General features: G+C 63.9%; 22 protein-coding genes and 1 pseudogene. 10 read left to right on the plus strand and 13 right to left on the minus strand.

Annotated features, from left to right (window positions below):
* Nucleotides 1-2: 2 nt before the first annotated feature.
* Entirely contained in the window at nt 3-665 is a 663-nt protein-coding gene (locus BW991_RS06340; RefSeq protein ID WP_084204980.1) for a retropepsin-like aspartic protease family protein, read from the minus strand.
* Between the two features lie 95 nt (nt 666-760).
* The gene (locus tag BW991_RS06345) at nt 761-1,831 is read right to left on the minus strand and encodes a sensor histidine kinase (RefSeq protein ID WP_244551625.1); all 1,071 of its coding nucleotides are present in this window, start codon (nt 1,829-1,831) and stop codon (nt 761-763) included.
* A gap of 194 nt (nt 1,832-2,025) precedes the next feature.
* Between BW991_RS06345 and BW991_RS06350 the strand changes: the two genes are divergently transcribed.
* The 7 genes and pseudogenes from BW991_RS06350 (at nt 2,026) to BW991_RS06375 (ending at nt 8,606) form a co-directional block, all read left to right on the plus strand.
* Complete coding sequence (locus tag BW991_RS06350) at nt 2,026-2,475, plus strand: type IV pilin protein (RefSeq protein ID WP_076601243.1); 450 nt, start codon at nt 2,026-2,028, stop codon at nt 2,473-2,475.
* Between the two features lie 2 nt (nt 2,476-2,477).
* On the plus strand, nt 2,478-2,963 hold the full coding sequence (locus BW991_RS24335; protein ID WP_076601244.1) for a GspH/FimT family pseudopilin: 486 nt from the start codon (nt 2,478-2,480) through the stop codon (nt 2,961-2,963).
* Nucleotides 2,960-3,553, plus strand: a complete 594-nt coding sequence (pilV, locus tag BW991_RS06360) for a type IV pilus modification protein PilV (RefSeq protein WP_076601245.1) — start codon at nt 2,960-2,962, stop codon at nt 3,551-3,553. Before BW991_RS24335 ends, pilV begins: the two co-directional genes overlap by 4 nt.
* A 6-nt stretch (nt 3,554-3,559) precedes the next feature.
* Nucleotides 3,560-3,670, plus strand: a pseudogene (locus tag BW991_RS24455) (PilW family protein); the annotation flags it as partial.
* A 9-nt stretch (nt 3,671-3,679) separates the two neighbouring features.
* Complete coding sequence (locus tag BW991_RS06365; protein WP_212566867.1) at nt 3,680-4,576, plus strand: PilW family protein; 897 nt, start codon at nt 3,680-3,682, stop codon at nt 4,574-4,576.
* Nucleotides 4,573-5,205, plus strand: a complete 633-nt coding sequence (locus tag BW991_RS06370; protein WP_076601247.1) for a hypothetical protein — start codon at nt 4,573-4,575, stop codon at nt 5,203-5,205. The genes BW991_RS06365 and BW991_RS06370 overlap by 4 nt, the downstream gene beginning before the upstream one ends.
* A 32-nt stretch (nt 5,206-5,237) precedes the next feature.
* Nucleotides 5,238-8,606 (plus strand): pilus assembly protein, encoded by a 3,369-nt coding sequence (locus BW991_RS06375; RefSeq protein WP_076601248.1) that lies wholly within the window; start codon nt 5,238-5,240, stop codon nt 8,604-8,606.
* A gap of 128 nt (nt 8,607-8,734) precedes the next feature.
* Here BW991_RS06375 and BW991_RS06380 read toward each other — a convergent pair whose 3' ends face one another.
* From BW991_RS06380 to BW991_RS06415, 8 genes are all read right to left on the minus strand, one after another.
* Complete coding sequence (locus tag BW991_RS06380) at nt 8,735-9,376, minus strand: GspH/FimT family pseudopilin (RefSeq protein WP_342067213.1); 642 nt, start codon at nt 9,374-9,376, stop codon at nt 8,735-8,737.
* A 297-nt stretch (nt 9,377-9,673) separates the two neighbouring features.
* Nucleotides 9,674-9,871: a YjfB family protein gene (locus tag BW991_RS06385; protein ID WP_076601249.1), complete on the minus strand. Its 198-nt coding sequence runs from the start codon at nt 9,869-9,871 to the stop codon at nt 9,674-9,676.
* 20 nt (nt 9,872-9,891) lie between these two features.
* A complete protein-coding gene (locus BW991_RS06390) occupies nt 9,892-10,377 on the minus strand; it encodes a YajQ family cyclic di-GMP-binding protein (protein ID WP_076601250.1) in 486 nt (161 codons plus the stop codon).
* Between the two features lie 21 nt (nt 10,378-10,398).
* Complete coding sequence (ppnP, locus tag BW991_RS06395; RefSeq protein ID WP_076601251.1) at nt 10,399-10,722, minus strand: pyrimidine/purine nucleoside phosphorylase; 324 nt, start codon at nt 10,720-10,722, stop codon at nt 10,399-10,401.
* A gap of 14 nt (nt 10,723-10,736) precedes the next feature.
* Nucleotides 10,737-10,967 carry a DUF2788 domain-containing protein gene (locus BW991_RS06400; RefSeq protein WP_050416734.1) on the minus strand — a complete coding sequence of 77 codons (231 nt, stop codon included), beginning with the start codon at nt 10,965-10,967 and terminating at the stop codon, nt 10,737-10,739.
* A gap of 12 nt (nt 10,968-10,979) precedes the next feature.
* A complete protein-coding gene (locus BW991_RS06405; RefSeq protein ID WP_076601252.1) occupies nt 10,980-12,209 on the minus strand; it encodes an argininosuccinate synthase in 1,230 nt (409 codons plus the stop codon).
* A gap of 158 nt (nt 12,210-12,367) precedes the next feature.
* The gene (gene argF, locus BW991_RS06410) at nt 12,368-13,291 is read right to left on the minus strand and encodes an ornithine carbamoyltransferase (protein WP_076601253.1); all 924 of its coding nucleotides are present in this window, start codon (nt 13,289-13,291) and stop codon (nt 12,368-12,370) included.
* An 11-nt stretch (nt 13,292-13,302) separates the two neighbouring features.
* On the minus strand, nt 13,303-14,475 hold the full coding sequence (locus BW991_RS06415; RefSeq protein WP_076601254.1) for an aspartate aminotransferase family protein: 1,173 nt from the start codon (nt 14,473-14,475) through the stop codon (nt 13,303-13,305).
* Between the two features lie 361 nt (nt 14,476-14,836).
* Here BW991_RS06415 and BW991_RS06420 point away from each other — a divergent pair, with 361 nt between their 5' ends.
* Entirely contained in the window at nt 14,837-15,133 is a 297-nt protein-coding gene (locus BW991_RS06420; protein WP_076601255.1) for a DUF3579 domain-containing protein, read from the plus strand.
* Nucleotides 15,134-15,227: 94 nt separating this feature from the next.
* On the opposite strand, the gene rpsT is transcribed toward BW991_RS06420, so the two are convergent.
* Complete coding sequence (gene rpsT / locus BW991_RS06425; RefSeq protein WP_076601256.1) at nt 15,228-15,494, minus strand: 30S ribosomal protein S20; 267 nt, start codon at nt 15,492-15,494, stop codon at nt 15,228-15,230.
* Nucleotides 15,495-15,617: 123 nt separating this feature from the next.
* On the opposite strand from rpsT, the gene murJ reads away from it, so the two are divergent.
* On the plus strand, nt 15,618-17,153 hold the full coding sequence (gene murJ / locus BW991_RS06430) for a murein biosynthesis integral membrane protein MurJ (RefSeq protein WP_076601257.1): 1,536 nt from the start codon (nt 15,618-15,620) through the stop codon (nt 17,151-17,153).
* Nucleotides 17,154-17,238: 85 nt separating this feature from the next.
* Nucleotides 17,239-17,868, plus strand: coding sequence for a YbhB/YbcL family Raf kinase inhibitor-like protein (locus BW991_RS06435; RefSeq protein WP_076601258.1), 630 nt, complete (start codon nt 17,239-17,241; stop codon nt 17,866-17,868).
* 34 nt (nt 17,869-17,902) lie between these two features.
* On the opposite strand, the gene ggt is transcribed toward BW991_RS06435, so the two are convergent.
* Nucleotides 17,903-19,648 carry a gamma-glutamyltransferase gene (gene ggt / locus BW991_RS06440; RefSeq protein ID WP_076601259.1) on the minus strand — a complete coding sequence of 582 codons (1,746 nt, stop codon included), beginning with the start codon at nt 19,646-19,648 and terminating at the stop codon, nt 17,903-17,905.
* Nucleotides 19,649-19,742: 94 nt separating this feature from the next.
* Entirely contained in the window at nt 19,743-20,999 is a 1,257-nt protein-coding gene (locus tag BW991_RS06445) for a 6-phosphofructokinase (RefSeq protein WP_076601260.1), read from the minus strand.
* Nucleotides 21,000-21,012: the final 13 nt, after the last annotated feature.

Genomic DNA, 21,012 nt, shown 5'->3' on the forward strand with positions numbered 1-21,012 from the left:
TCTCAGAAACGTTTGCGCAGCGTCAGGCGGTCACCTTCCCGCTGCATGTCCATGCGACTGAGAAAACTCATCCCGAGCAGCACGAACGGAAGATCGTTCTCGTGAATCAGTCCGTCGACGCCGTGCAACGTGACGTCGCCGACGCGTACCGTATCCAGCTTCACCTTCCATACCCTCGCGGGACCGCTGGCCGTCTGGCTCACGCCCCCCACGCCCTTGCGAAAGTCGATTCCGGCACGACGCGCGTCAGAAGCCCCCATCGACACCATGCTCGCCCCCGTATCCACGAGAAAGCGGACCGATGCGCCATTGATGCTGCCGCTGGAAAAATGATGTCCGCGTGCATCCGCGACAAGACTGACCGCCGCAGCGCCACCCTGCTCGCCCGACCCGCCACGGACCGGGCCGGCGCCCAGTGCCACCTTCTGCCTTTTTCCGCCGATCTCGACGGTTGCCGCAGCTTCAGCCACCTCGACCAGACGCAGTCCGTCACGGGTCTGCTCACCCACCGCCAGCGTGCGCGGCGCACCACCGTCCACGACCAGCACCGCCTTTCTGCCGAAAAGCCCGACCAGCTCGACCTCCGCTGCGAGCACCGCGTGCGGCGCCGCAACGGCGACGACCATGAACGGAATCCGAAACATCGCGACCAGACCGACCATCATGCACCTACCGGATTAGAGCCCCACCTGTGCGCACCATTCACGCACGCCTCGAAGCAGCGTACCTTTTCGCCTCCCGCCTGCCAAATCGCAACGCTTCATGCCACCTTGCCGACTGTACGTGCCCCCCGCAACGGCACGCACACCTTGACGACGAACTGCATGTCCCGCGTCGAGACGTGCAGAGTCCCCTCCGCGTCGAAATACAGGCCCAATCGCTCCTCGATATTCGCCAGCGCAATCCTGTTGCCTGACGGGATCGGCGAGTCGCCGCCACATACCGAGTTGGTGACCTCGATGACGAGTTCGCTCGCCTCGGCGCGGATCGAAACATGCACGTCGCCCCCCGTCGCGAACGGCTCCACACCGTAACGCACCGCGTTCTCGAGCAGCGGTTGCAGGACCAGGATCGGGACATTCACCGACACGGGCGCGCCGTCACGATCCCAATGCACCCGCAGGCGCTCCCCCAGACGCAGCTGTTCGATCTGCAGATAGGCCTCGGCGAGGCGGATCTCATCGGCGAGCGGAACAAGCGAACGGCTGTCTTTCAGCAGCGCACGAAAGAGATCCGACATGTCGAGCAGGACCTGCTCTGCGAGGCGAGGATCCTGCCTTACCAGAGAAACTGCCGTATTCAGGCTGTTGAACAGGAAATGCGGCCGGATGCGGGACTGCAGCGCCATCAGGCGCGCTTTGGCGAGGGCTGGCGAAAGAACCCGCTGGCGCCAGTTGAAGTAGCCCAGAATCAGCGCCGCGAGCAGACCGGCGATCCCGGCAGACTTCAGCGCCGCGCCCCAGGGGATCGCGCCCGTCCAGGCATGGAACGCGACATCCAGCCCGCCTGCGGCGGCAGCGGCGAGCGCCACCACGACCCCCACGCCACGCCGGTACGGAATGCGTGCCAGGAGCGGCGAGAGCACGAACAACAACAGGACGATCGCCAGCAGCGACAGCTCAAATGGCAGGGCCACCGCCCCGACCCCCTTCAGGGCCTCGATCACATCCGGGGAGTGGGCCGCGAGCGTTACGAGATTGGCGGCCTCGGCGATCACGAGGATGCGCAACAGCACGCCCAGGTTGCGGAAGTCCGGAAGGGTCACGATGTCGTGCGATGGTGCGCTGTCCAACGAAATCAAGCTCCTGTTGTGAAAACCTGCTGCCGTCACACGCCGCACGGGGCGGCGTTTTCGCCCCGCAGTCTATTCCGCACCGTCGACCGGGAGTGCATCGAGGCATCCGTCTGCCACTCGTGCGCCGAAAGCAGACGCTCATCGGACGCGGCTTCTGCTTTGGCCGGACTTTGATTAGCCTCTATCCAGGATGCAGTTCCGACCATACCATCCACGTACCCCCTCATGATATGGACCTGATCGTGAACTCGAAACAAACCGCACAGCAGCCGATGCGCAACGGCTTCACCCTGATCGAAGTGATGATTGTCGTCGCGATCGTCGGGATTCTGGCCGCCGTTGCCTACCCTTCCTACACGTCCTACCTGGTGCGCTCGAACCGCAGCGTCGCCACCGCGCATCTGCTCGACATTGCGACGCGACAGCAGCAATACCGCCTCGATGCACGGACGTTCGGTTCCCTGAGCGACATCGGCATGGGCACCCCGTCCGAGGTGAGCAAACACTATGCTGTCAGCGTTGACGGAACCCCCACCGCAACCGCCTTCACGATAAAGGCCGTGCCGACCGGCTCGCAGTTATCGCAGGACACCAAGTGCGGCACCCTGAGCATCAACCAGGCGGGAACCAAGTCGATCTCCGGTTCCGGAAGCGTCGCGGACTGCTGGGGCGGTCGATAATCATGAACACGACGAATGTGCGTGACCGCCTGAACGCGCAAGCTTGCTCTGCCGGCTTTTCGCTCATCGAGCTGATGATCGCCTTGGCGATACTCGCAATTCTCACCACCATCGGCTACCCGTCGTTCCAGGAGCTGCTCGCATCCCAACGCGTTCGCGCGGCGTCGTCGGCGCTCTACGACTCGATGGTCGTCGCCCGCAGCGAGGCATTGAAGAACAACGCGAACGCCAGTTTCGCGCTGTCGGGGAGCGACCTCGCAAAGGGTTGGACGATTCAGGTCGGCGGTCAAGACGTGCATTCGCAATCGGCGCTCGCGGGACTGAGCTTCACTCCGGCAAACCCCACGATCGTCTACGGCACTACCGGTCGGCTGATCAGCGGTGCGAATACCGCGATAACCATTTCAACTACCGGAACAAACGTACAACGCTGCATCCGCCTCGATACCACCGGCAGGCCGCGACTGACCGAGGGAGCATGTTCATGACTCGTGACCATCGTTGTAGCGAGCCCGTACGCCCGCAGAAGGGTTTCAGTCTGCTCGAGGTTCTGGTTTCGATCGTGATCCTGGCAATTGGACTTCTGGGACTCGCAGGGCTGCAGTCCAAGGCGAACGAAGTCGAGATGGAAGCCTATCAGCGTTCGATGGCGCTGATGCTGGTGCAGGACATGGCCGACCGCATCTCCGCGGGACGCAACTACGTGGACACCTTCAAGGCGCAGAGCCTGGTCACCTACGGTGTCGGCGACGCGCAGCCCGCCACATGCGCAGACGCTGCCGACGTCAGCGCACAACTGTGCGAATGGAGCAATGCGATGAAGGGGGCATCCGAAAAGAAAGGAACCAGCAACATCGGCGCTCCCATCGGCATGCGCGGCTGCCTGATCTCGATTCCACCGACCGATGACGCACTCGGCGAATTCTTCGTCGTCGGCGTCTGGCAAGGGCTGAGGCCGACGGCGTCGCCCCCGGCCAACACCCCGGGGGCGCAGTGCGCCGCAGACGTCGATTTCGGCGCAGGTCTGCGGCGCGCAGTCGTCACCCGCGTCCTCATTCCGAAACAAGTTGCCGGGTAAGACAACATGCACGCACCTGGATCGATCACACAGCCATGCCTCCGCGTTTCGCGCTCGCGCGAGCGTGGCATATCGCTCATCGAATTGATGATTGCCATGACGCTAGGGTTATTCGTAATTGGCGCAATGACGACCATCTTCGTTAACAACAGCCAGTCCCGGCGCGAACTGGACAAGGCGGCCCAGCAGCTCGAGAACGGCCGCTACGCGATCCAGATCCTGCGGGACGAAATCTCGATGGCGGGTTATTACGATGCCATCGCCCACCTTCCCGACACGCTTGCTTCCACGACTGCCACCCCGTGCTCGACCGACGTGGATGTCTGGAAGGATTCGATGGATATCGCGGCTCAGGGCTTTACTCCCGACACTTTCCCTTGCTCGATTTCCGCAAAGAGCGGAACGGGACTGCTTTTTGTCCAGCGCGCCTCCACGGCGGTTACTGCACCGGACGCACTCAATCCGAACAACGGCTATTTGCAGGTATCCCTGTGCGGTGACGAGTACGTCAGCGCAGTTGCCGACAAGCCGTTCAGGGTCAAGACGGGATCAGGCACCTTCGACCTTCAGCAAATCGACTGCAAGACGGCGAATCGGGCGCCGATCCGTCAGTACCTGCGCCGAGCTTTCTTCATCGCCGGCAACAACGTTGCGGGCGACGGCATTCCCACGCTGAAACGAGCCGATTTCCGCACCGAGGCGCTCGGAACCACCAATCCGGACGTCCAGGCGCTGGTCGAAGGCATCGAGGACATGTCTTTCGAATACGCGATCGATACCAGCAACGACGGCTCGCCGGACCTCTTCAGCGACACCCCGACCGCGGCCCAGCTCCGCCACATCGTCGGCGTCCGCCTGTGGCTGCTCGCCCGTGCGCTCGAACCGTCGCCCGGTTACGACGCCAGCAGCAAGACCTTCACGCTGGGCCCCAAGGGCCCCGTGACGTTCGCCGACAACTACAAGCGGCACGTTTTCAGCACCTATGTCGAACTGATCCACCCCGTCGGGCGGAGAACAAAATGAAGCATCTTCGAGCGCGCGCACCGCAGCAGGGTGCAGTACTTTTCGTCGGCCTGATCATGCTCATACTGATCACGCTGCTGGCAGTCTCCGCAATCCGCCTTGCGAACACCAACCTCCTCGTCGTAGGTAACGAGCAGTTCCAGAAGGAGGCAGAGGACGCCGCCAATTATCACCTGGACCTGGCGCTCAACTCGAACGAGTTCACCGCTCGGAACGTTAACCGGAGCGCTCCGCTTCCCGCATTTTCCGGGGCGGCCGTCACGCCCGAAACGAACTACACGGTCACGGTGCCTCCGCCTAAATGCAAGCGCTACCGATACATTAAACAGAACGAATTGTTGGCAAAGCGGACGGTAACCGTCACTGAAGTGGTAGAGGGAGTGGAAACGGCGGTGGAAAAGGTGGAGGACTACGTGCCGATCGCCAACGTCGCCTGCTTCGGCGGAAAATCCAACGACATAATGATCATCGACCCCACAACCAACACGTCGGGCAATTCTCTGTGCGCCACTTCGCTTTGGGAAATGACGGCTAACGTCGAGCTTCCCAACGCCAGTGCCAAGGCTCAGGTGGTACAGGGCGTCGAAATGCGCATCGACTATGCCGAAGCGCAGTCTGCGTGCAAATGAATCGCGATACCCAAACGAAACGGAGCCCCGAAATGAGCAAGCGACTACGCATTGCCCTAGCGATTGCCTTGATGGGAAGCAGCCTCGCACTACCTGTGGCGGCCGAGGACATCGACATCTACACGATGGCTCAGACCACCCAGGCGGCCCCCAATGTTCTCCTATTCATCGACAACTCGTCGAATTGGTCGGCGATGGATCAGGGGTGGGACAAGACGGAAGTCAGCACAAAATGTAATGGCGACGAGACCTGCCTCAAGTACGTCGATCTCGTGTTCGGCACCACCACCAGACTATCGCAAGGGCAGGTCGAGGTTCGGGCACTCAAGGCAGTCATCGATGAACTCGCCTGCAACACCGGCGCGCCATTCACCGTCAATCTGGGGCTGATGCTCTATACGTCGGGAACGGTGGACGGCAACAACGTCGTATCCGGGTATATCCGTCGGGCAGTCCAATCGCTTGCGCCGCTGTCCGCGGGTTGCACCAACCTTAGATCCGATTTCACCCTGATCGACAGCCAGATCCAGTCGGACGAATTCAAGGGACCGTCATCGACCGATTACGGGACGGCAATGTTCGAGGCGTTCAAGTATTTCGGCGGATACGCGAACACCAACGGCGTCGCGGCCACCACCGCCGGAAGCCCCACGGGTGCCAGAGGTTTCGGCCCGAAACGATATACACTTGAAGATGTGAAGGTCGGCTCGCAGTCTCTCAGGGACATGGAGGATCCCGCGGCGTTCGTCACCGGCTCCCGGGACACCTACCAGAGCCCCATCAACAAGGATTCATGCGGCAATAATTACCTCGTGGTGATCGGTAACCAGTTCCCGAACCAGGAATCCGGCTCCGACACAACTGTCACCCCCGCGACCAACAGGGTCATGGGGTACCTGGGACTCAAACCGCCCCAGTTGTTCCCGACCACCAACAAGGCAGACATCCGCTTTGCCGACGAATGGGCCCAGTTCCTCGCACGCACCGACGTCAGTTCGGTGGCTGGCCATCAACCGTTGAAGACATTCACGATCAATGTCTTCAACAAGAAGGAAGATCTGGCGCAGACGGCCCTGCTCAACAGCATGGCACGCAACGGCGGCTCGGGGGTCGGCGGGGCCTTCAAGGTGAATGGTGACCTCAAGGCGCTGGTCGACGGGCTGAAGACCATCTTCATGCAGATCAATGCCGTCAACAGCTCGTTCGCTTCGGCCTCGCTTCCGATCAGCGTCAACACGCAGGGCACCTACCTCAATCAGGTGTTCATCGGCATGTTCAGGCCGGACACCAAATCCCGCCCCCGTTGGGCGGGCAACCTGAAGCAGTACCAGTTCGCGCTCCAGAAAACCGTTATCGACGACGTGACGACCCGGTCGCTTTTCATCGCCGACGCGGATGGCGTGTCGGCGATCGACAACGCGAATACCGGCTTCCTGCAGGCCTGCGCACGCAGCTACTGGACCACGAATTCGGGCGAATACTGGAAGACCGTCACCGAATCCCCGACGCCCGACTACGACATTCCCGACGGAAGCTGCGTAGGATCGGAATTCAACGACAAGCCGGACGGACGTGTCGTCGAACGCGGCGGCGTGGCACAACAGTTGCGCGAAATTGCCAACCCGGCGGACAGAAAGATCACGACGTGCGCGGCAGCCCCGTCCAACTGTACGAGCGGCACCAGTTTCGCGGTGACAACCGACGACGAGAGGTGGATCCGCGGCGACAACGTCGGAGATGGTTATAACTCGGCCACGACGACGGTAAATGAACAGTATCAACGCACCGCCAGCGTCATTCGACCCACAATCCACGGCGCCGTCGTCCATTCCCGTCCGCTGGCCATCAACTACGGGAGCAACGGAACAAACGATGTCGTCGTCTACTATGGGGCTGACGATGGGCTGTTCCGCGCGGTCGACGGCAACAAGACGGAGTCCAGCGGCAACGAACTGTGGGCCTTTCTTGCCCCCGAGTTCAAATCGCGTCTCAAGCGCAGTCGGGACAACTTCCCGCTGGTCACCTTCAAGGATGATCCCGCCGCGCCCAAGGACTATTTCTTCGACGGCTCCATCGGCGCATACATCGGCCCCGACAAGGCCGACGGAACAGGCTCGCGCGTGACCTATATCTACCCGTCAATGAGGCGTGGCGGGAAGATGATCTACGCGTTCAATGCCACGCAGCATCCGACGACTTCAGCGCCGGTACCGATGTGGCGATTCGGGTGCGACCAGAACGGGAACTGTTTCGGCGGCAGCGACGCGACAAAGCTCGGGCAAACCTGGTCGACCCCACGGGTTGTGCGCGTAAAGAACCAGTCGAAGCTCTACACCGTTTTCGGCGCCGGCTACGATGCATGCGAAGACACGGAACCCCGGGACTGCGCCAGCGCACCGACCGGGAACGGCATTTTCGTGCTCGACGCCGCCGCCGGAACGCAACTGCGATACATCAATCTCGGAACAGGCGCCGGTCGCGTAGTGGCCGACCTCGTTCCGACCGACACCAATGACGACGGCTTTACCGACCTGATCTATGCGGCCGATACCGCCGGGAACGTGTGGCGCATCAACCTCACTGATCCGACGAAGACGGGCACCCAGAGCCAGGCGGATTGGACCGTCACGCATGTAGCGACGATCGGGGACTGGTCATCCACCAATATCCGCAACCGCAAGTTCCTCTATGCTCCCGACGTCGTGCGGTTCGGCAACTTCAACATCCTGCTGATCGGTTCAGGCAATCGCGAAAAACCGCTCAGTACCTCCGCGGCGGCAAAAGTGAAGAACCGCTTTTACGGGTTCTGGGACGAGTTCGGAGTCAGGTCGGGTTTCGTCACGATCGACGACCGCCAGGACTGCGATGCGGCGGGTGACACGACAATGACGAGCAGTTCCTGCCACCTGATGAATACCAGCACCACGACGCTCGATTACTTGCCTGTATTCAACTCGATCGTAACCCGTCCGCGCGGCTGGGCCATCGACCTCGACGACACGAGCGACACAGGCCCGAACGAGCAGGTTGTGACGACGCCCGCGACGATCGGGGGCATGGTCAACTTCAGTACCTTCCAGGCGAAAAACAAGGATCTCTGCTCCTCGCTCGGAACGGCGCGCGGGTACGCCGCATGTTTCCTGCACGGCGGCGCGACATGCGAAACGCCCCCACCGGAGGGGACAATCCGCTCTGCCACTTTCGTCGGCGGGGGGATGGCGCCGTCCGCGGTCACGGGAACGGTTGAAGTGACCAACCCCGATGGATCCAAGGAGATCGTGCCGTTCATCATCGGCGGGAAACCCGGGGAGGACTGTCAATCGGCGATCTGCGGGGACGATGTGAAGATTCCGATCAGGAAGGATCGCACCAAGGTGTATCGATACAAGAAGATTGACTGATCAGTCTTGGGAAAACTGAGCGCGGGCCGCGACAATGCGGCCCGCGCTTTTTCTTTTGTCCTGCGAATATTGAAATGCTGGCCCGCCCCGTGCACGTCGCCTTGGCGCAAAAGCGCAAGCGAACCTTTTCAGCACGTCGCGTGCGCCATGCGTGGCCGGCCTACGCGGTTGATAACGATCTTTCGCGCAATTCCCTCGCTGCACACGGTCAAGGTCCCTGCCTGCCACGCGCCGGTGGTAAGTTGCTGCGTGCGTCCGGTGGCAACGTAGGACACATAACGACCAACGCTGTCGTCGCCCGAGATGCGGATGTTGCTTGGCCGTACCTCGCCGATGCGTAGCAGCGGCTCGTCAGTGTCCCGCGTGCCATTGTCGTTGCCGTCTTCGAACATGATCCAGCCCCGGTTCCATTCGACCGTGTCGGCACAATCCTGCTCGTCGTCGCTCGGACACAGGATGATCCGGTGGCGCCTCTTGAGCGCTTCCGAGCGGGTCTGAACCACCGCGGCGAACAGATCGCTCGACGCGTCGCTCACACGCGTCTCGGCCAGCAGCCGCGCAAACGACGGTACCGCGATCGCGGATAGCACCCCGACGACGGTCATGACCACCGCCAGTTCCACAAGCGAATATCCCCGTGACGACACGCGCCGGCATCGCGGCTTAACGCTTCCCTGCGCCGGCCGCTGCCTTCGCCGGGCATCGCCCATCCCTTCACGCACACCCATTGCGCCTCTCCCGAAACGGATCGCCCGTAATTCTATTGTCATTTCCACGAAATATGCCAATAGACTTTTCGTAGCGAGACTCGCCGCACTGCTGCCGCTCTACGGATCCGACCGCCGAGCTGCACGATTCACCGGAGCGACCTCGTTCACACCGGCGCGGCCGTGCTCACTTGGGCATGTGCGGAGCGCCCAGCATCCGCGCGCCGAGGGGTGAGGACTCAGGTCACGGCGGCCTGGTCGCGCACTACGAAATCGGGAAAGGGGTGGGTACGGAAGGACCCGGCGATGCGTCGCTACAGCGTGACAGGCGAAGCGCCCGTTCGCGGCGTCGAGAGGGGGTCAGGCGAAGAGGTCGATCGTCCCGCCGATGGTTGCGCCCGGAGTCGGGCCGGCGGAAGCGGGAAGAGCCTGCAGGAGTTGCGCCGCATTGAGCGTCTGCAACTCCATGGCTTTCTTGAGGACCAGGACGGAAACCTGGGCCTTGAGGGAGGTCGATGCGTTGGCGGAGGCGATGGATGCGATGGTGGTGATGTCCATGATGCCTCCGCCTGGCGATATCAGTCGCGGAAGTTGCCGAACTGCAGCGGGAAATCGACGATTTCCTTTTTGACCAGCGCGATGGCTTCCTGCAGCACGTCGCGCTTGGCGCCGGAAACGCGCACCACGTCGCCCTGGATCGCCGCCTGGACCTTCATCTTGCTGTCCTTGAGGAGCTTGACGATCTTCTTGGCCAGATCCTGATCGACGCCGACCCGGACCTTCACTTCCTGCTTGACCTTGTTGCCCGAGATCTTCTGCACGTCGCCATAGTCGAGGCAACGCACGTCGACGCTCTTCTTGGTCATCTCGGGCAGAAGGATGGTCTTCATCTGGTCGAGCTGGAAATCGGTGTCGCCGAACATCGTGATCAGCTTGTCGCCGAGTTCGAGCTTCGCACTGGTGCCTTTGAAGTCATGGCGCCCGGCGATCTTGCTGTTGGCGACGTCGACGGCGTTCTTCAGCGAGGGTTGATCGACCTCGGACATGATGTCGAAAGACGGCATGCTCGGCTCCCTGCGCGGCGTTCAGCCGAAGTGGCAGACGTAGTGGTAGGGCTCGCCGGTCACTTCGATGTCGAAACTCGAATTGCCCGGAACGTTGAAGGACTGGCCAGCCCCCCAAGTCGTCCACTCGGTTTCGCCCTTCAGTCGCACGCGGCAGCTGCCACCGACACCTTCCATGATTTCGGGCGCGCCGGTGTTGAAGGTCAGCGTCGCGGGCAGGATCACGCCGACCGACTTGCGAGTGCCGTCGGCGAAGGTGATGCCGTGCGAGATGCACTTGCCGTCGAAATAGACGTTGGCCTTGGTCGTGACGGCGACGCCGTCGATCTTCTCGGTAATGCTCATGAAATGAGGCTTCCTTATTCGATACCCATGAATTTCTGGATGAAGCTCTTGGCGATGAATCCGATGAAACCGAGGCCGAGCGCGACGAACAGCCAGATCGTCCCGTAGCGCCCTGCCTTCGACTGTTTCGCGAGGTTGCCGATGATGAACAACATGTAAACGATCAGCGCGGAAACGAGGATCTTGAGCGACCAATCCTCGAATTCCGCCACCGTCAGCCCGAATATGATCGGGTCACCCTCCATCCAGACTGCTCCTTAACCGCGCTTGTTGCGCGCGTTCGCGGCAATGCGCATGCGCAGCGCGTTGAGGCGGATGAAGCCGTGCGCATCCTTCTGGTTGTACGCGCCCTGGTCGTCCTCGAAGGTCGCGATCGTCGGATCGAACAGCGAATCGGTCTTCGAGTCGCGGCCGGTGACGATGACGTTGCCCTTGTAGAGCTTGAGGCGGACCCAGCCGTTGACGGTCTGCTGGGTGTGGTCGATGAGCGCCTGCATCGCCTGGCGCTCGGGGCTCCACCAGTAGCCGTTGTAGATCAGGCTCGCGTAACGGGCGAGCAGGTCATCCTTGAGATGGGCGACTTCACGGTCGAGCGTGATCGACTCGATCGCGCGGTGTGCGCGCAGGAGGATGGTTCCCCCCGGCGTTTCGTAGCAGCCGCGCGACTTCATGCCGACATAGCGGTTCTCGACGAGGTCGAGACGGCCGATGCCGTGCTTGCCACCGAGCTTGTTCAGTTCGGCCAGCAGTTCATGCGCCTTCATGCGCTTGCCGTTGATCGCGACGAGGTCGCCCTTCTCGAACTCGAGGTCGACGTATTCGGCGGCATCCGGCGCCGCCTCGGGCGACACGGTCCAGCGCCACATCGACTCTTCCGCTTCGGCGGCCGGGTTCTCGAGATGACGGCCTTCGAAGGAGATGTGCAGCAGGTTGGCGTCCATCGAGTACGGCGAGCCGCCCTGCTTGTGCTTCATCTCGATGGGAATGCCGTGCTTCTCGGCGTAGGCGAGCAGCTTCTCGCGCGAGAGCAGGTCCCATTCGCGCCACGGGGCGATAACCTTCACGCCGGGCATGAGCGCGTAGTAGCCAAGCTCGAAACGAACCTGGTCGTTGCCCTTGCCGGTCGCGCCGTGCGACACCGCGTCGGCGTTGGTGGCGCGCGCGATCTCGATCTGGCGCTTGGCGATCAACGGACGGGCGATCGACGTGCCGAGGAGATATTCGCCCTCGTAAACAGTGTTGCAGCGGAACATCGGGAAGACGAAGTCGCGCACGAACTCTTCGCGCAGGTCGTCGATGAAGATGTTTTCCGGCTTGATGCCGAACTTCAGTGCCTTCTGGCGCGCGGGTTCGAGTTCCTCGCCCTGGCCGAGATCGGCCGTGAAGGTGACCACTTCGCACTTGTAGGTGTCCTGCAGCCACTTGAGGATGACTGAGGTATCGAGTCCGCCCGAATAGGCGAGGACAACTTTCTTGACGTCGCTCATGTGGATTTCCGCTCTTTCCTTACCGCTTGACTGAAGGCCGTGTTGCCACGACCGCTTTTCGTTCCGGGGTCGGCGAAGCCTTCGCGCCCCCGGTCAAATGCTGTTCCTTCGCCCTGCCCTGCGCACGCGGTGGCTCCCGCCTGCGCCGGACGAAGCTGCTAGCTTTCGACCTTGCCTAGCATGAGGTACTCCATCAGCGCCTTCTGCACGTGCAACCGGTTCTCCGCCTCGTCCCACACGACGGACTGGGGGCCGTCGATCACCTCGGCCGTGACCTCCTCGCCTCGATGCGCCGGCAGACAGTGCATGAACAGCGCTCCGGAATTGGCCGCCGCCATCATGTCCGCATCGACACACCAGTCGGCAAAGGCCTTCATGCGCGCATCGTTCTCGGCTTCGAATCCCATCGACGTCCACACGTCCGTGGTCACCAGATCGGCGCCGCGGCACGCCTCCATGGGGTCCGCAAACAGCTCGAAGTGTCCGGTGCCGGCAAGGCCGGCGCGGGCGGGGTCGATCCCGTAGCCCGGCGGCGTGGACACGCGGACCTTGAAGTCGAGGACCTCGGCGGCCTGCAGCCAGGTGTAGGACATGTTGTTGGCATCACCCACCCAGGCGACCGTCTTGCCCTGGATCGAGCCGCGATGCTCGATGAACGTGAAGATGTCGGCCAGGATCTGGCAGGGATGATATTCGTTGGTCAGCCCGTTGATCACAGGCACCCGCGAATTCGCCGCGAAGCGGTCGATGATGTCCTGTTCGAAGGTGCGGATCATCACGACGTCGCTCATGCGCGAGATGACCTGCGCCGCGTCCTCGACGGGCTCGCCGCGGCCGAGCTGCGAGTCGCGCGTGTTCAGGTAGATCGCCGACCCGCCGAGCTGCTGCATGCCCGCCTCGAAGGACAGGCGCGTGCGGGTGCTGGCCTTCTCGAAGATCATGACCAGCGTGCGGTCGAACAGCGGGTGATACGGCTCGTAGCGCTTGAACTTGTCCTTGATCCAGCGCACGCGACCGAACAGGTAGTCGTATTGCTCGCGCGTGAAATCCTTGAACTGCAGGTAGTGCCGCGGCGTGTTCATCCCGGGCCTCCTTATTGCGCGAGGAACTTGCGCACCAGCGGCGCGAGCGCCGACACGAGGGCTCCGGCGTCCTGCTCGGTGAACACGAGCGCGGGCAGCAGCCGGATCACGCGTTCGGCAGTGACATTGATCAGCAGGCCCGCTTCGAGCGCCTGGCGCACGAGGTCGCCGCAGGGGCGGTCGAGCTCGATGCCTATCATCAGGCCGCGGCCGCGGATGTCTACGACCCCGGCCACGCCGGCCAGCGCTTCGCGCATGCCGTTGCAGATGGCGGCGCCGACGCGGACGGCGTTGTCCCGCAGCGCCTTGTCCTCGATCTCGTCGAGCGTCGCAAGGCCTGCCGCGCACGCGAGCGGATTGCCGCCAAAGGTGGAGCCGTGGTTTCCGGGCGCGAACAGGCCTGCCGCGCGCCCCGCGGTGACGCATGCGCCGATCGGCACGCCCGAACCGAGACCTTTTGCGAGCGTCATGATGTCCGGCTTGACGCCCGACTGCTGGAAACCGAACCAATGACCGGTGCGACCGATGCCGCACTGCACTTCGTCGCAGATCAACAGCCAGCCGCGCTCGTCGCATATCGCGCGCAATTCGCGCTGGAAGGCGTCGTCGGCGATGTTGATGCCACCTTCGCCCTGGACCATCTCGAGCATGATGGCAACGACGTTGTGGTTGTGTTCGCCGACCGCGCGGATCGCCGCGATGTTCTTGTACGGCACGCGCACAAAACCTGTCACGAGCGGCTCGAAGCCGGCCTGCGTCTTGCGGTTGCCCGTTGCGGAGAGCGTCGCGAGCGTGCGTCCATGGAAAGCGTTTTCCATGACGATGATCTCGGGATGATCGATGTTCTTCTTGTGGCCGTAGAAGCGCGCGAGCTTGATGGCAGCCTCGTTGGCTTCGCAGCCGGAATTGCAGAAGAACACTTCGTCCATGCCGGACAGGGCGGCGATGCGGTCGGCCAGTTCCTCCTGACGCGGGATGCGGTACAGGTTGGAGGTATGCAGCACGCTCGCGGCCTGCTCGGAAATGGCACGCACCAGCCGCGGGTGATTGTGGCCGAGAGTGGACACGGCAATGCCCGAAAGCGCATCCAGATAGCGCTTGCCGGTCTCATCGAAGAGCCAGACGCCCTCCCCATGCGTGAAAGCAACGGGCAGTCTGGCGTAGGTATTCATGAGATGCGACATGGGGGACCCCGTTCAGGATGTAGCAGAAACGCACACGGCGGCACATGCCGCCGTGAAAGGATTGAAGGATGATGTTAAGCGAAAACCGCAGGCGTTGTATAGGTTCTGGATCGACACACGGGAGGCCCGGGCGGTTGCGCGCGCCACGGTCAGGCGCACGCGGCGCAGGGCGGCGGGGTGCCCGTCGCGTACGGTTTTGCGCCTGCCGACAACATCCGCATCCCGGAATCATCCGTCGCATCGCGGGATAAAGAGGGGGATTTCTGCTAGAATTCGCCCCGTCTTTCGCGGTGCCAGCAGTTCCGGCTCCAGCCGGCGCACCATTCCCCAGGAAACTCCCGCAGCCGCCGAGCCTCGCCCTATGAACCAATCGATCGAAAGCTTCGTCATCATCGGAGTCACGCGCGAAGGGAAGACCTTCCGCCCGAGCGACTGGGCTGATCGGCTGTGCGGAATCATGTCGGCCTTCGGCGCCGACAACCGGATGATGTATTCGCCCCACGTGCGACCGGGATGCACGCTGAAGGGCCACAAGGCCGTGCTGGTGGATGCCCGGCTGTATGACATCGAACCGCTCGCCTACAAATTCCTGATCAACTTTGCGAAGGACAACGATCTGGTCGTCGACAGCATCGACGACGATCAGATGAAGATCTGAGGAAGGCGGGGTCAGCAAGCACGCAACGAATGAAGCTGAAATAAAAAAAACGGCGACCGAGGTCGCCGTTTTTCTTGTCGCAAGAACGCGCGGATCAGGCAGCCATGGCCTTGATCGCTGCGGACAGGCGGCTCTTGTGGCGGGCAGCCTTGTTCTTGTGAATGATCTTCTTGTCGGCGATGCTGTCGATGGTGCTCGTCGAGGTGCGGAACACCGCTTGAGCAGCAGCCTTGTCGCCACCGACGACGGCCTTTTGCACAGCCTTGATCGCGGTACGCAGACGAGAACGGAGGCTGCCATTGTGAGCGCGGGCCACGACCGCCTGACGGGCGCGCTTGCGGGCTTGTGCCGAGTTGGCCATATCTATGTTCTTCCGTTGAGTGGTTCTTGAAAACGCGCGAGTTTAACCATTCGATCGGCAAGGCGCAAGTGCACCGACCGGCAACAGCGGCTATCATCGCGTCTTTTGCCACGGCAGCCACCGATGAACCTGTTGCGCGCCCTTGCCACCGTCAGCAGCATGACCCTGCTGTCGCGGATCCTCGGCTTCGTCCGGGATTTCGTGATCGCGCGCACCTTCGGCGCCGGCATGGCGACCGACGCCTTCTTCGTCGCGTTCCGGCTGCCCAACCTGCTGCGTCGCATGTTCGCGGAGGGGGCTTTCTCGCAGGCCTTCGTGCCCATTCTGGCCGAATACAAGAATCGCCAGGGTCCGGAAGAGACACACAAACTGGTCAGCCGCGTGGCCACAGCCCTCGCACTGGCCGTGACGGCGGTGACCGCGATCGGCATCGTCGCCGCGCCGCTGATCATCTGGGTGTCCGCGCCGGGGTTCGCGGATGAGCCCGACAAATTCGCGCTGACGGTCGAACTGACCCGCATCACCTTCCCTTATATCCTGTTCATGGCGCTGGTGGCGCTGGCCGGCGGAGTGCTCAACTCATGGAGCCGGTTCGCCATTCCCGCGTTCACGCCGGTACTGCTGAACCTCTCCTTCATCGGCATGGCGCTGTTCGCCGCCCCGTGGTTCGATCCGCCGGTCCTCGTGCTGGCCTGGGCGGTATTCATCGGCGGCATCCTGCAACTGGCGCTGCAGCTGCGACCGCTCGCGCGTATCGGGCTGCTGCCGCGCTTCGACCTGAACCTGTCGGATCCGGGCGTGCGCCGCATCGCCAGACTGATGCTGCCGGCGATGCTGGGCGTTTCGGTGAGCCAGGTATCGCTGATCATCAACACCATCTTCGCGTCCTTCCTCGAAAGCGGCAGCGTGTCGTGGCTGTATTACGCCGATCGCCTGATGGAGTTCCCGGCGGGCCTGCTTGGCGCCGCGCTGGGGACGATCCTGCTGCCCAGTCTGTCGAAACTGCACGCGGACGAGCAGCCGGAAGCCTTCTCGTCGCTGCTCGACTGGGGACTGCGCCTGACGCTGATGCTCACGCTGCCGGCCGCCCTGGCGCTGGCGCTGCTGGCCGTGCCGCTGCTGTCGACGCTGTTCCAGCACGGCGCTTTCACGGCGACGGACGTGCAGCAGACGCGCCTGGCGCTCGTCGCCTACAGCGTGGGGCTGAGCGGCCTGATCCTGGTGAAGATCCTCGCGCCCGGCTTCTATGCGCGCCAGGACATCCGCACGCCGGTGAAGATCGCGCTGATCACGCTGGGCGCGACGCAATTGATGAACCTTGCGTTCATCGTGCCGCTCAAGCACGCGGGCCTCGCCCTGTCGATCGGGCTCGCCTCGCTGCTGAACGCGGCGCTGCTGTACCGGGGATTGCGCCGCCGCGGAGTCTATCGGCCGCAGCCGCGCTGGGGGATTTTCACGCTGCGCCTGCTGGTCGCGCTGGCAGTCCTGGGGGTCGTGCTGTGGTTCGGCATGGGCGACGAGACGTGGTGGTACGCGCAGCATGCGACCACGCGTGCGCTGCGCCTGTCCGCGGTCGTGCTGGGGGGTATCGCGGCGTACTTCCTGACGCTGTTCGCGCTGGGGATCCGCCTGCGGGACTTCCGCCGACGCGCGGCCTGACCTGCGTCGCCGCGCCACGGACACCGCCGGGGCACTACAATGAAGCGATTGATTCTCCCGATCGACATGTAAGGAGTTCCCTGGCATGAAACTCAGCAGCCAAAGCTTCGCCGACGGTGCGCGCATCCCCGGCGAATTCTCGTTCTGCATTCCTGCCGCCGAGGGGCACGTATGCTTGGGCGGCAATCGCAATCCGCATCTGGCATGGAGCGGCGTGCCGGCGGGAACGCAGTCCTTCGTGCTGATCTGCCACGACCCGGACGTGCCGAGCAAGGGCGACGACGTCAACCAGGAAGGCCGCGTCGTGCCCGCGAGCCTGCCGCGCGTGGATTTCTTCCACTGGGTCGTCATCGACCTGCCTGCGGACCTGCGGGAAATCGCGGCCGGCAGCTTTTCGGATGGCGTCACTCCCGGCGGGAAGAACGGACCGGAAGGGCCGCTCGGCTCGCGTCAGGGCATCAACGATTACACGGCGTGGTTTGCCGGCGATAAAACGATGCGCGGGAACTACCACGGCTACGACGGCCCCTGCCCGCCGTGGAACGACGAACTCGTGCACCGCTACGTGTTCACGCTGTACGCGCTGGACAAGGAATGCTGCTGCCTCGATGGCCAATTCAGCGGGGTCCAGGTGCGCAACACGATCGCGGGCCACGTGCTCGCCGAAGCGAAACTCACCGGCACCTGCACGCTGAATCCGTCGCTGCTCGGCTGAAATTCCCGCCGGAGACGGGCGCCGGCCGGCACCCTCAGTATCCGGCGGCAGCGCCTTCGCGACGCGGGTCGGCCGCACCGACCCAGTCCCGGCCGCGCCTGACGATCACACTCAACCCGCTGGTCAGGTCGCGCATCACGGTTTCGTGGCCGAAGGCGGCGAGGCCCGCCGCCAGTTGCCGTGCGTCGGCGCGGTCCTCGATCTCGGTGGGGCCATTGCGGCTGCCGACGTGCGGGCGCGCGAGCAAGGCGTCGGGCGCCATGTTCCAGTCGAGCAGGCCGACGAGGTTTTCCGCGACATAGTTGATGATCTGGCTGCCGCCCGGCGAGCCCGTCACGGCATGGAGTTTGCCGCCGGCGTCGAACACGAGCGTGGGCGACATAGAACTGCGGGGGCGCTTGCCCGGGCCGACGCGGTTCGGGTGCGGGCCGCGCTCGTCGGCGGGCACGAAGGAAAAGTCGGTGAGCTGGTTGTTGAGCAGGAAGCCCCGCACCATGCGCCGGCTGCCGAAGGCATCCTCGATCGAGGCGGTCAGGGAAACGGCGTTGCCTGCGGCATCGACGACCGAGATATGGGAGGTCGCGGGTTGCTCGACGTTCACCGCCTGCGGCGCTGCCGCCTCGCCCGGAGTGCCGGGCCGGGCCCGGTCGAGACTGTCGTCGAGCCGGATCTGTTGTGCGCGACCGACGAGATATTCCCGCGCGAGCAGCCGCGCCGGCGCGACCGGCATCGCGGCGGGGTCGCCGTACCAGGCATCGCGATCGGCGAACGCGAGCCGCCCTGCCTCGCTGAACAGGTGGGCCGCGAACGCCGAGTCGGGCGGGATGTCGGCGAGGCGGAAACGTTCGAGCATGCCGAGCATGGCCAGCACGGTGGCTGCACCCGAACTGGGCGGGGGCATGCCGCAGACGCGGTAGGCGCGGTACCTGCCGCACAACGGAGCACGCTCGACCGCGCGGTAGGCGGAGAGATCCTCGAGCGAGAGCGCCCCAGGGTTCGGACCGGAAGCGACTGCGTCGACGATGTCCCGCGCGATCGACCCTGCGTAGAAGGCATCGGCGCCCTGCTCCGCCACGGTGCGCATGACCTCGGCGAGCTGGGGATTGCGCAGCGTGGAGCCCTCCGCCAGCGGTCGCCCGTCAGCGTCGAAGAAGAGCTGCCGCGCGGACGGATCGTGCGCCAGGAAGCGGTCCTGTGCGATCAGTCTGTGCAGGCGTGGCGAGACTGCGAAGCCGTCAGCGGCGAGGCCGATCGCAGGCTGGAACAGGCGCGGCCAGGGCAGCCGGCCGTGACGGGCATGGACTTCGGCAAACATGCGCAGCAGCCCCGGCACGCCGACCGAACGCCCGCCCACGACGGCGTCGTAGAAGGCCATCTTGTCCCCTTGCGGCGTGAGGAAGAGACGCTCATCCACGGCTCGGGGTGCGGTTTCGCGCCCGTCCCACGCGCTCGTCCTGCCTTTTCGCGCGTCATGGTGGACGAGGAATCCGCCTCCTCCGATGCCGGAGGACTGCGGCTCGACGACGTTGAGCACCAGCGCGGCGGCGATCGCGGCATCGACCGCGCTGCCGCCGTCGCGCAGCACACCCACGGCGGCATCGCTCGCATGCGGGTTCGCGGTAACGGCCATCGCCCGCGGCGCGACGACGGCCGGCTTCGCGCGAAACCCGGACGCGGCTTCGGGCTGTGCGGGAATCTGTCCGAAGACGGGCCCGGGCGCAGGCAGGATCGTCAGGCCCAGGGTCAGGAGCGCCGCCAGCAGCGTTCGCGATGCGTTCATATCCCCTCCGAGTTCCGCATGCCGGCGGGTTGGCACGTCGCAACGATACCCGCGGCCGACGCCTGGCGGGCCACGCGGAGTGTATCGCGACGTTTCAGGGGATGTAGGCGGCGAGCTGCCGCGGGACCGAGGAAAGGCGCGGACGCCGGTAGTCCGGAACGCCCGCGGCGAACGCGGGATACACCTCGCCCTCGATGAGGGGGCGCAGGTAGCGCTTTGCCGCGTCGGTGACGTGGAGCCCGTCGGCACGGATGAAATGGGCGGGAACCCGGCGTTCGAGGTTGGCGATCGCGGCCACGTCCGGGAACACGATATCCCAGCGATAGGGGTCGTCGGACAGGCGCCGGATCGCCGGCATGACGCAGTCGCGCCCGGCGATGGCAGCTTCGACGGCGGCGCGCCCGACGGCACACGCCTGGGCGTGATCGACGGCGGAAACGAGATGCCCCGCCGCGCGCTGCAAATAGTCGGGAATGGCCCAGTGGTGCTTGTGGCCGAGACGCGCGTGAATCAGTCGCGCGATGCACTGGCCGGCGCCGCCGAGCTGCACGTGTCCCTTGCGGTCGTGATCCTGTTCCATCACGAGCGTGCCGTCGGCACGACGGATCCCCTCCGAGACGGTCACGGCGCAGTAGCCGAGGCGCTTCACGGTGGCGTCGACGGCGGCGAGGAAGGCGTCTTCGTCGAACGGGGCCTCCGGCATCAGGATGATGTGGGGCGGGTCGTCCGCCGTGCGCGCGGCGAGCGCACTTGCCGCAGCGATCCAGCCGGCGTTGCGCCCCATCACCTCGAGCACGAAGACGCGCCCGGCGCTGCTCGCCATCGATGCGATGTCGATCCCGGCTTCCAGCATCGACACCGCCGCATATTTGGCGGCCGAGCCGAACCCCGGCGAGCAGTCGGTGCCTTCGAGGTCGTTGTCGACCGTCTTGGGCACGCCCACGCACACCAGCGGATAGCCCCGCGCGCGGGCCGCGGCGGAGATCTTGGCGACGGTATCCATCGAGCCGTTGCCGCCGTTGTAGAGGAAATGGCCGATGTCGTGCGCGGCGAAGACCGCGAACAGGCGGTCATATTGGGCAGGGTTCCGGTCGGGCGGATCGAGATCGAAGCGGCACGAGCCGAAGGCTCCGCCCGGTATGTGCGAGAGAGCACCCAGATCGTCCGCGCCAAGCGCCGTCGTGTCGATCAGATCCTCGTCAAGTGCGCCGAGAATGCCGTGGCGTGCGGCGAACACCGTCCCGATGGCGTCGTCACGTTCGCGGGCCGCGGCGATGACCGCCGCAGCGGTGGCGTTGATGACCGCGGTGACGCCCCCCGACTGCGCATAGAGTAGATTGGTCCTGGCCATCGCGCTCTCGTGT

The sequence above is a fragment of the Aromatoleum tolulyticum genome (genome assembly GCF_900156155.1).
GTDB classification, from domain to species: Bacteria; Pseudomonadota; Gammaproteobacteria; order Burkholderiales; family Rhodocyclaceae; genus Aromatoleum; species Aromatoleum tolulyticum.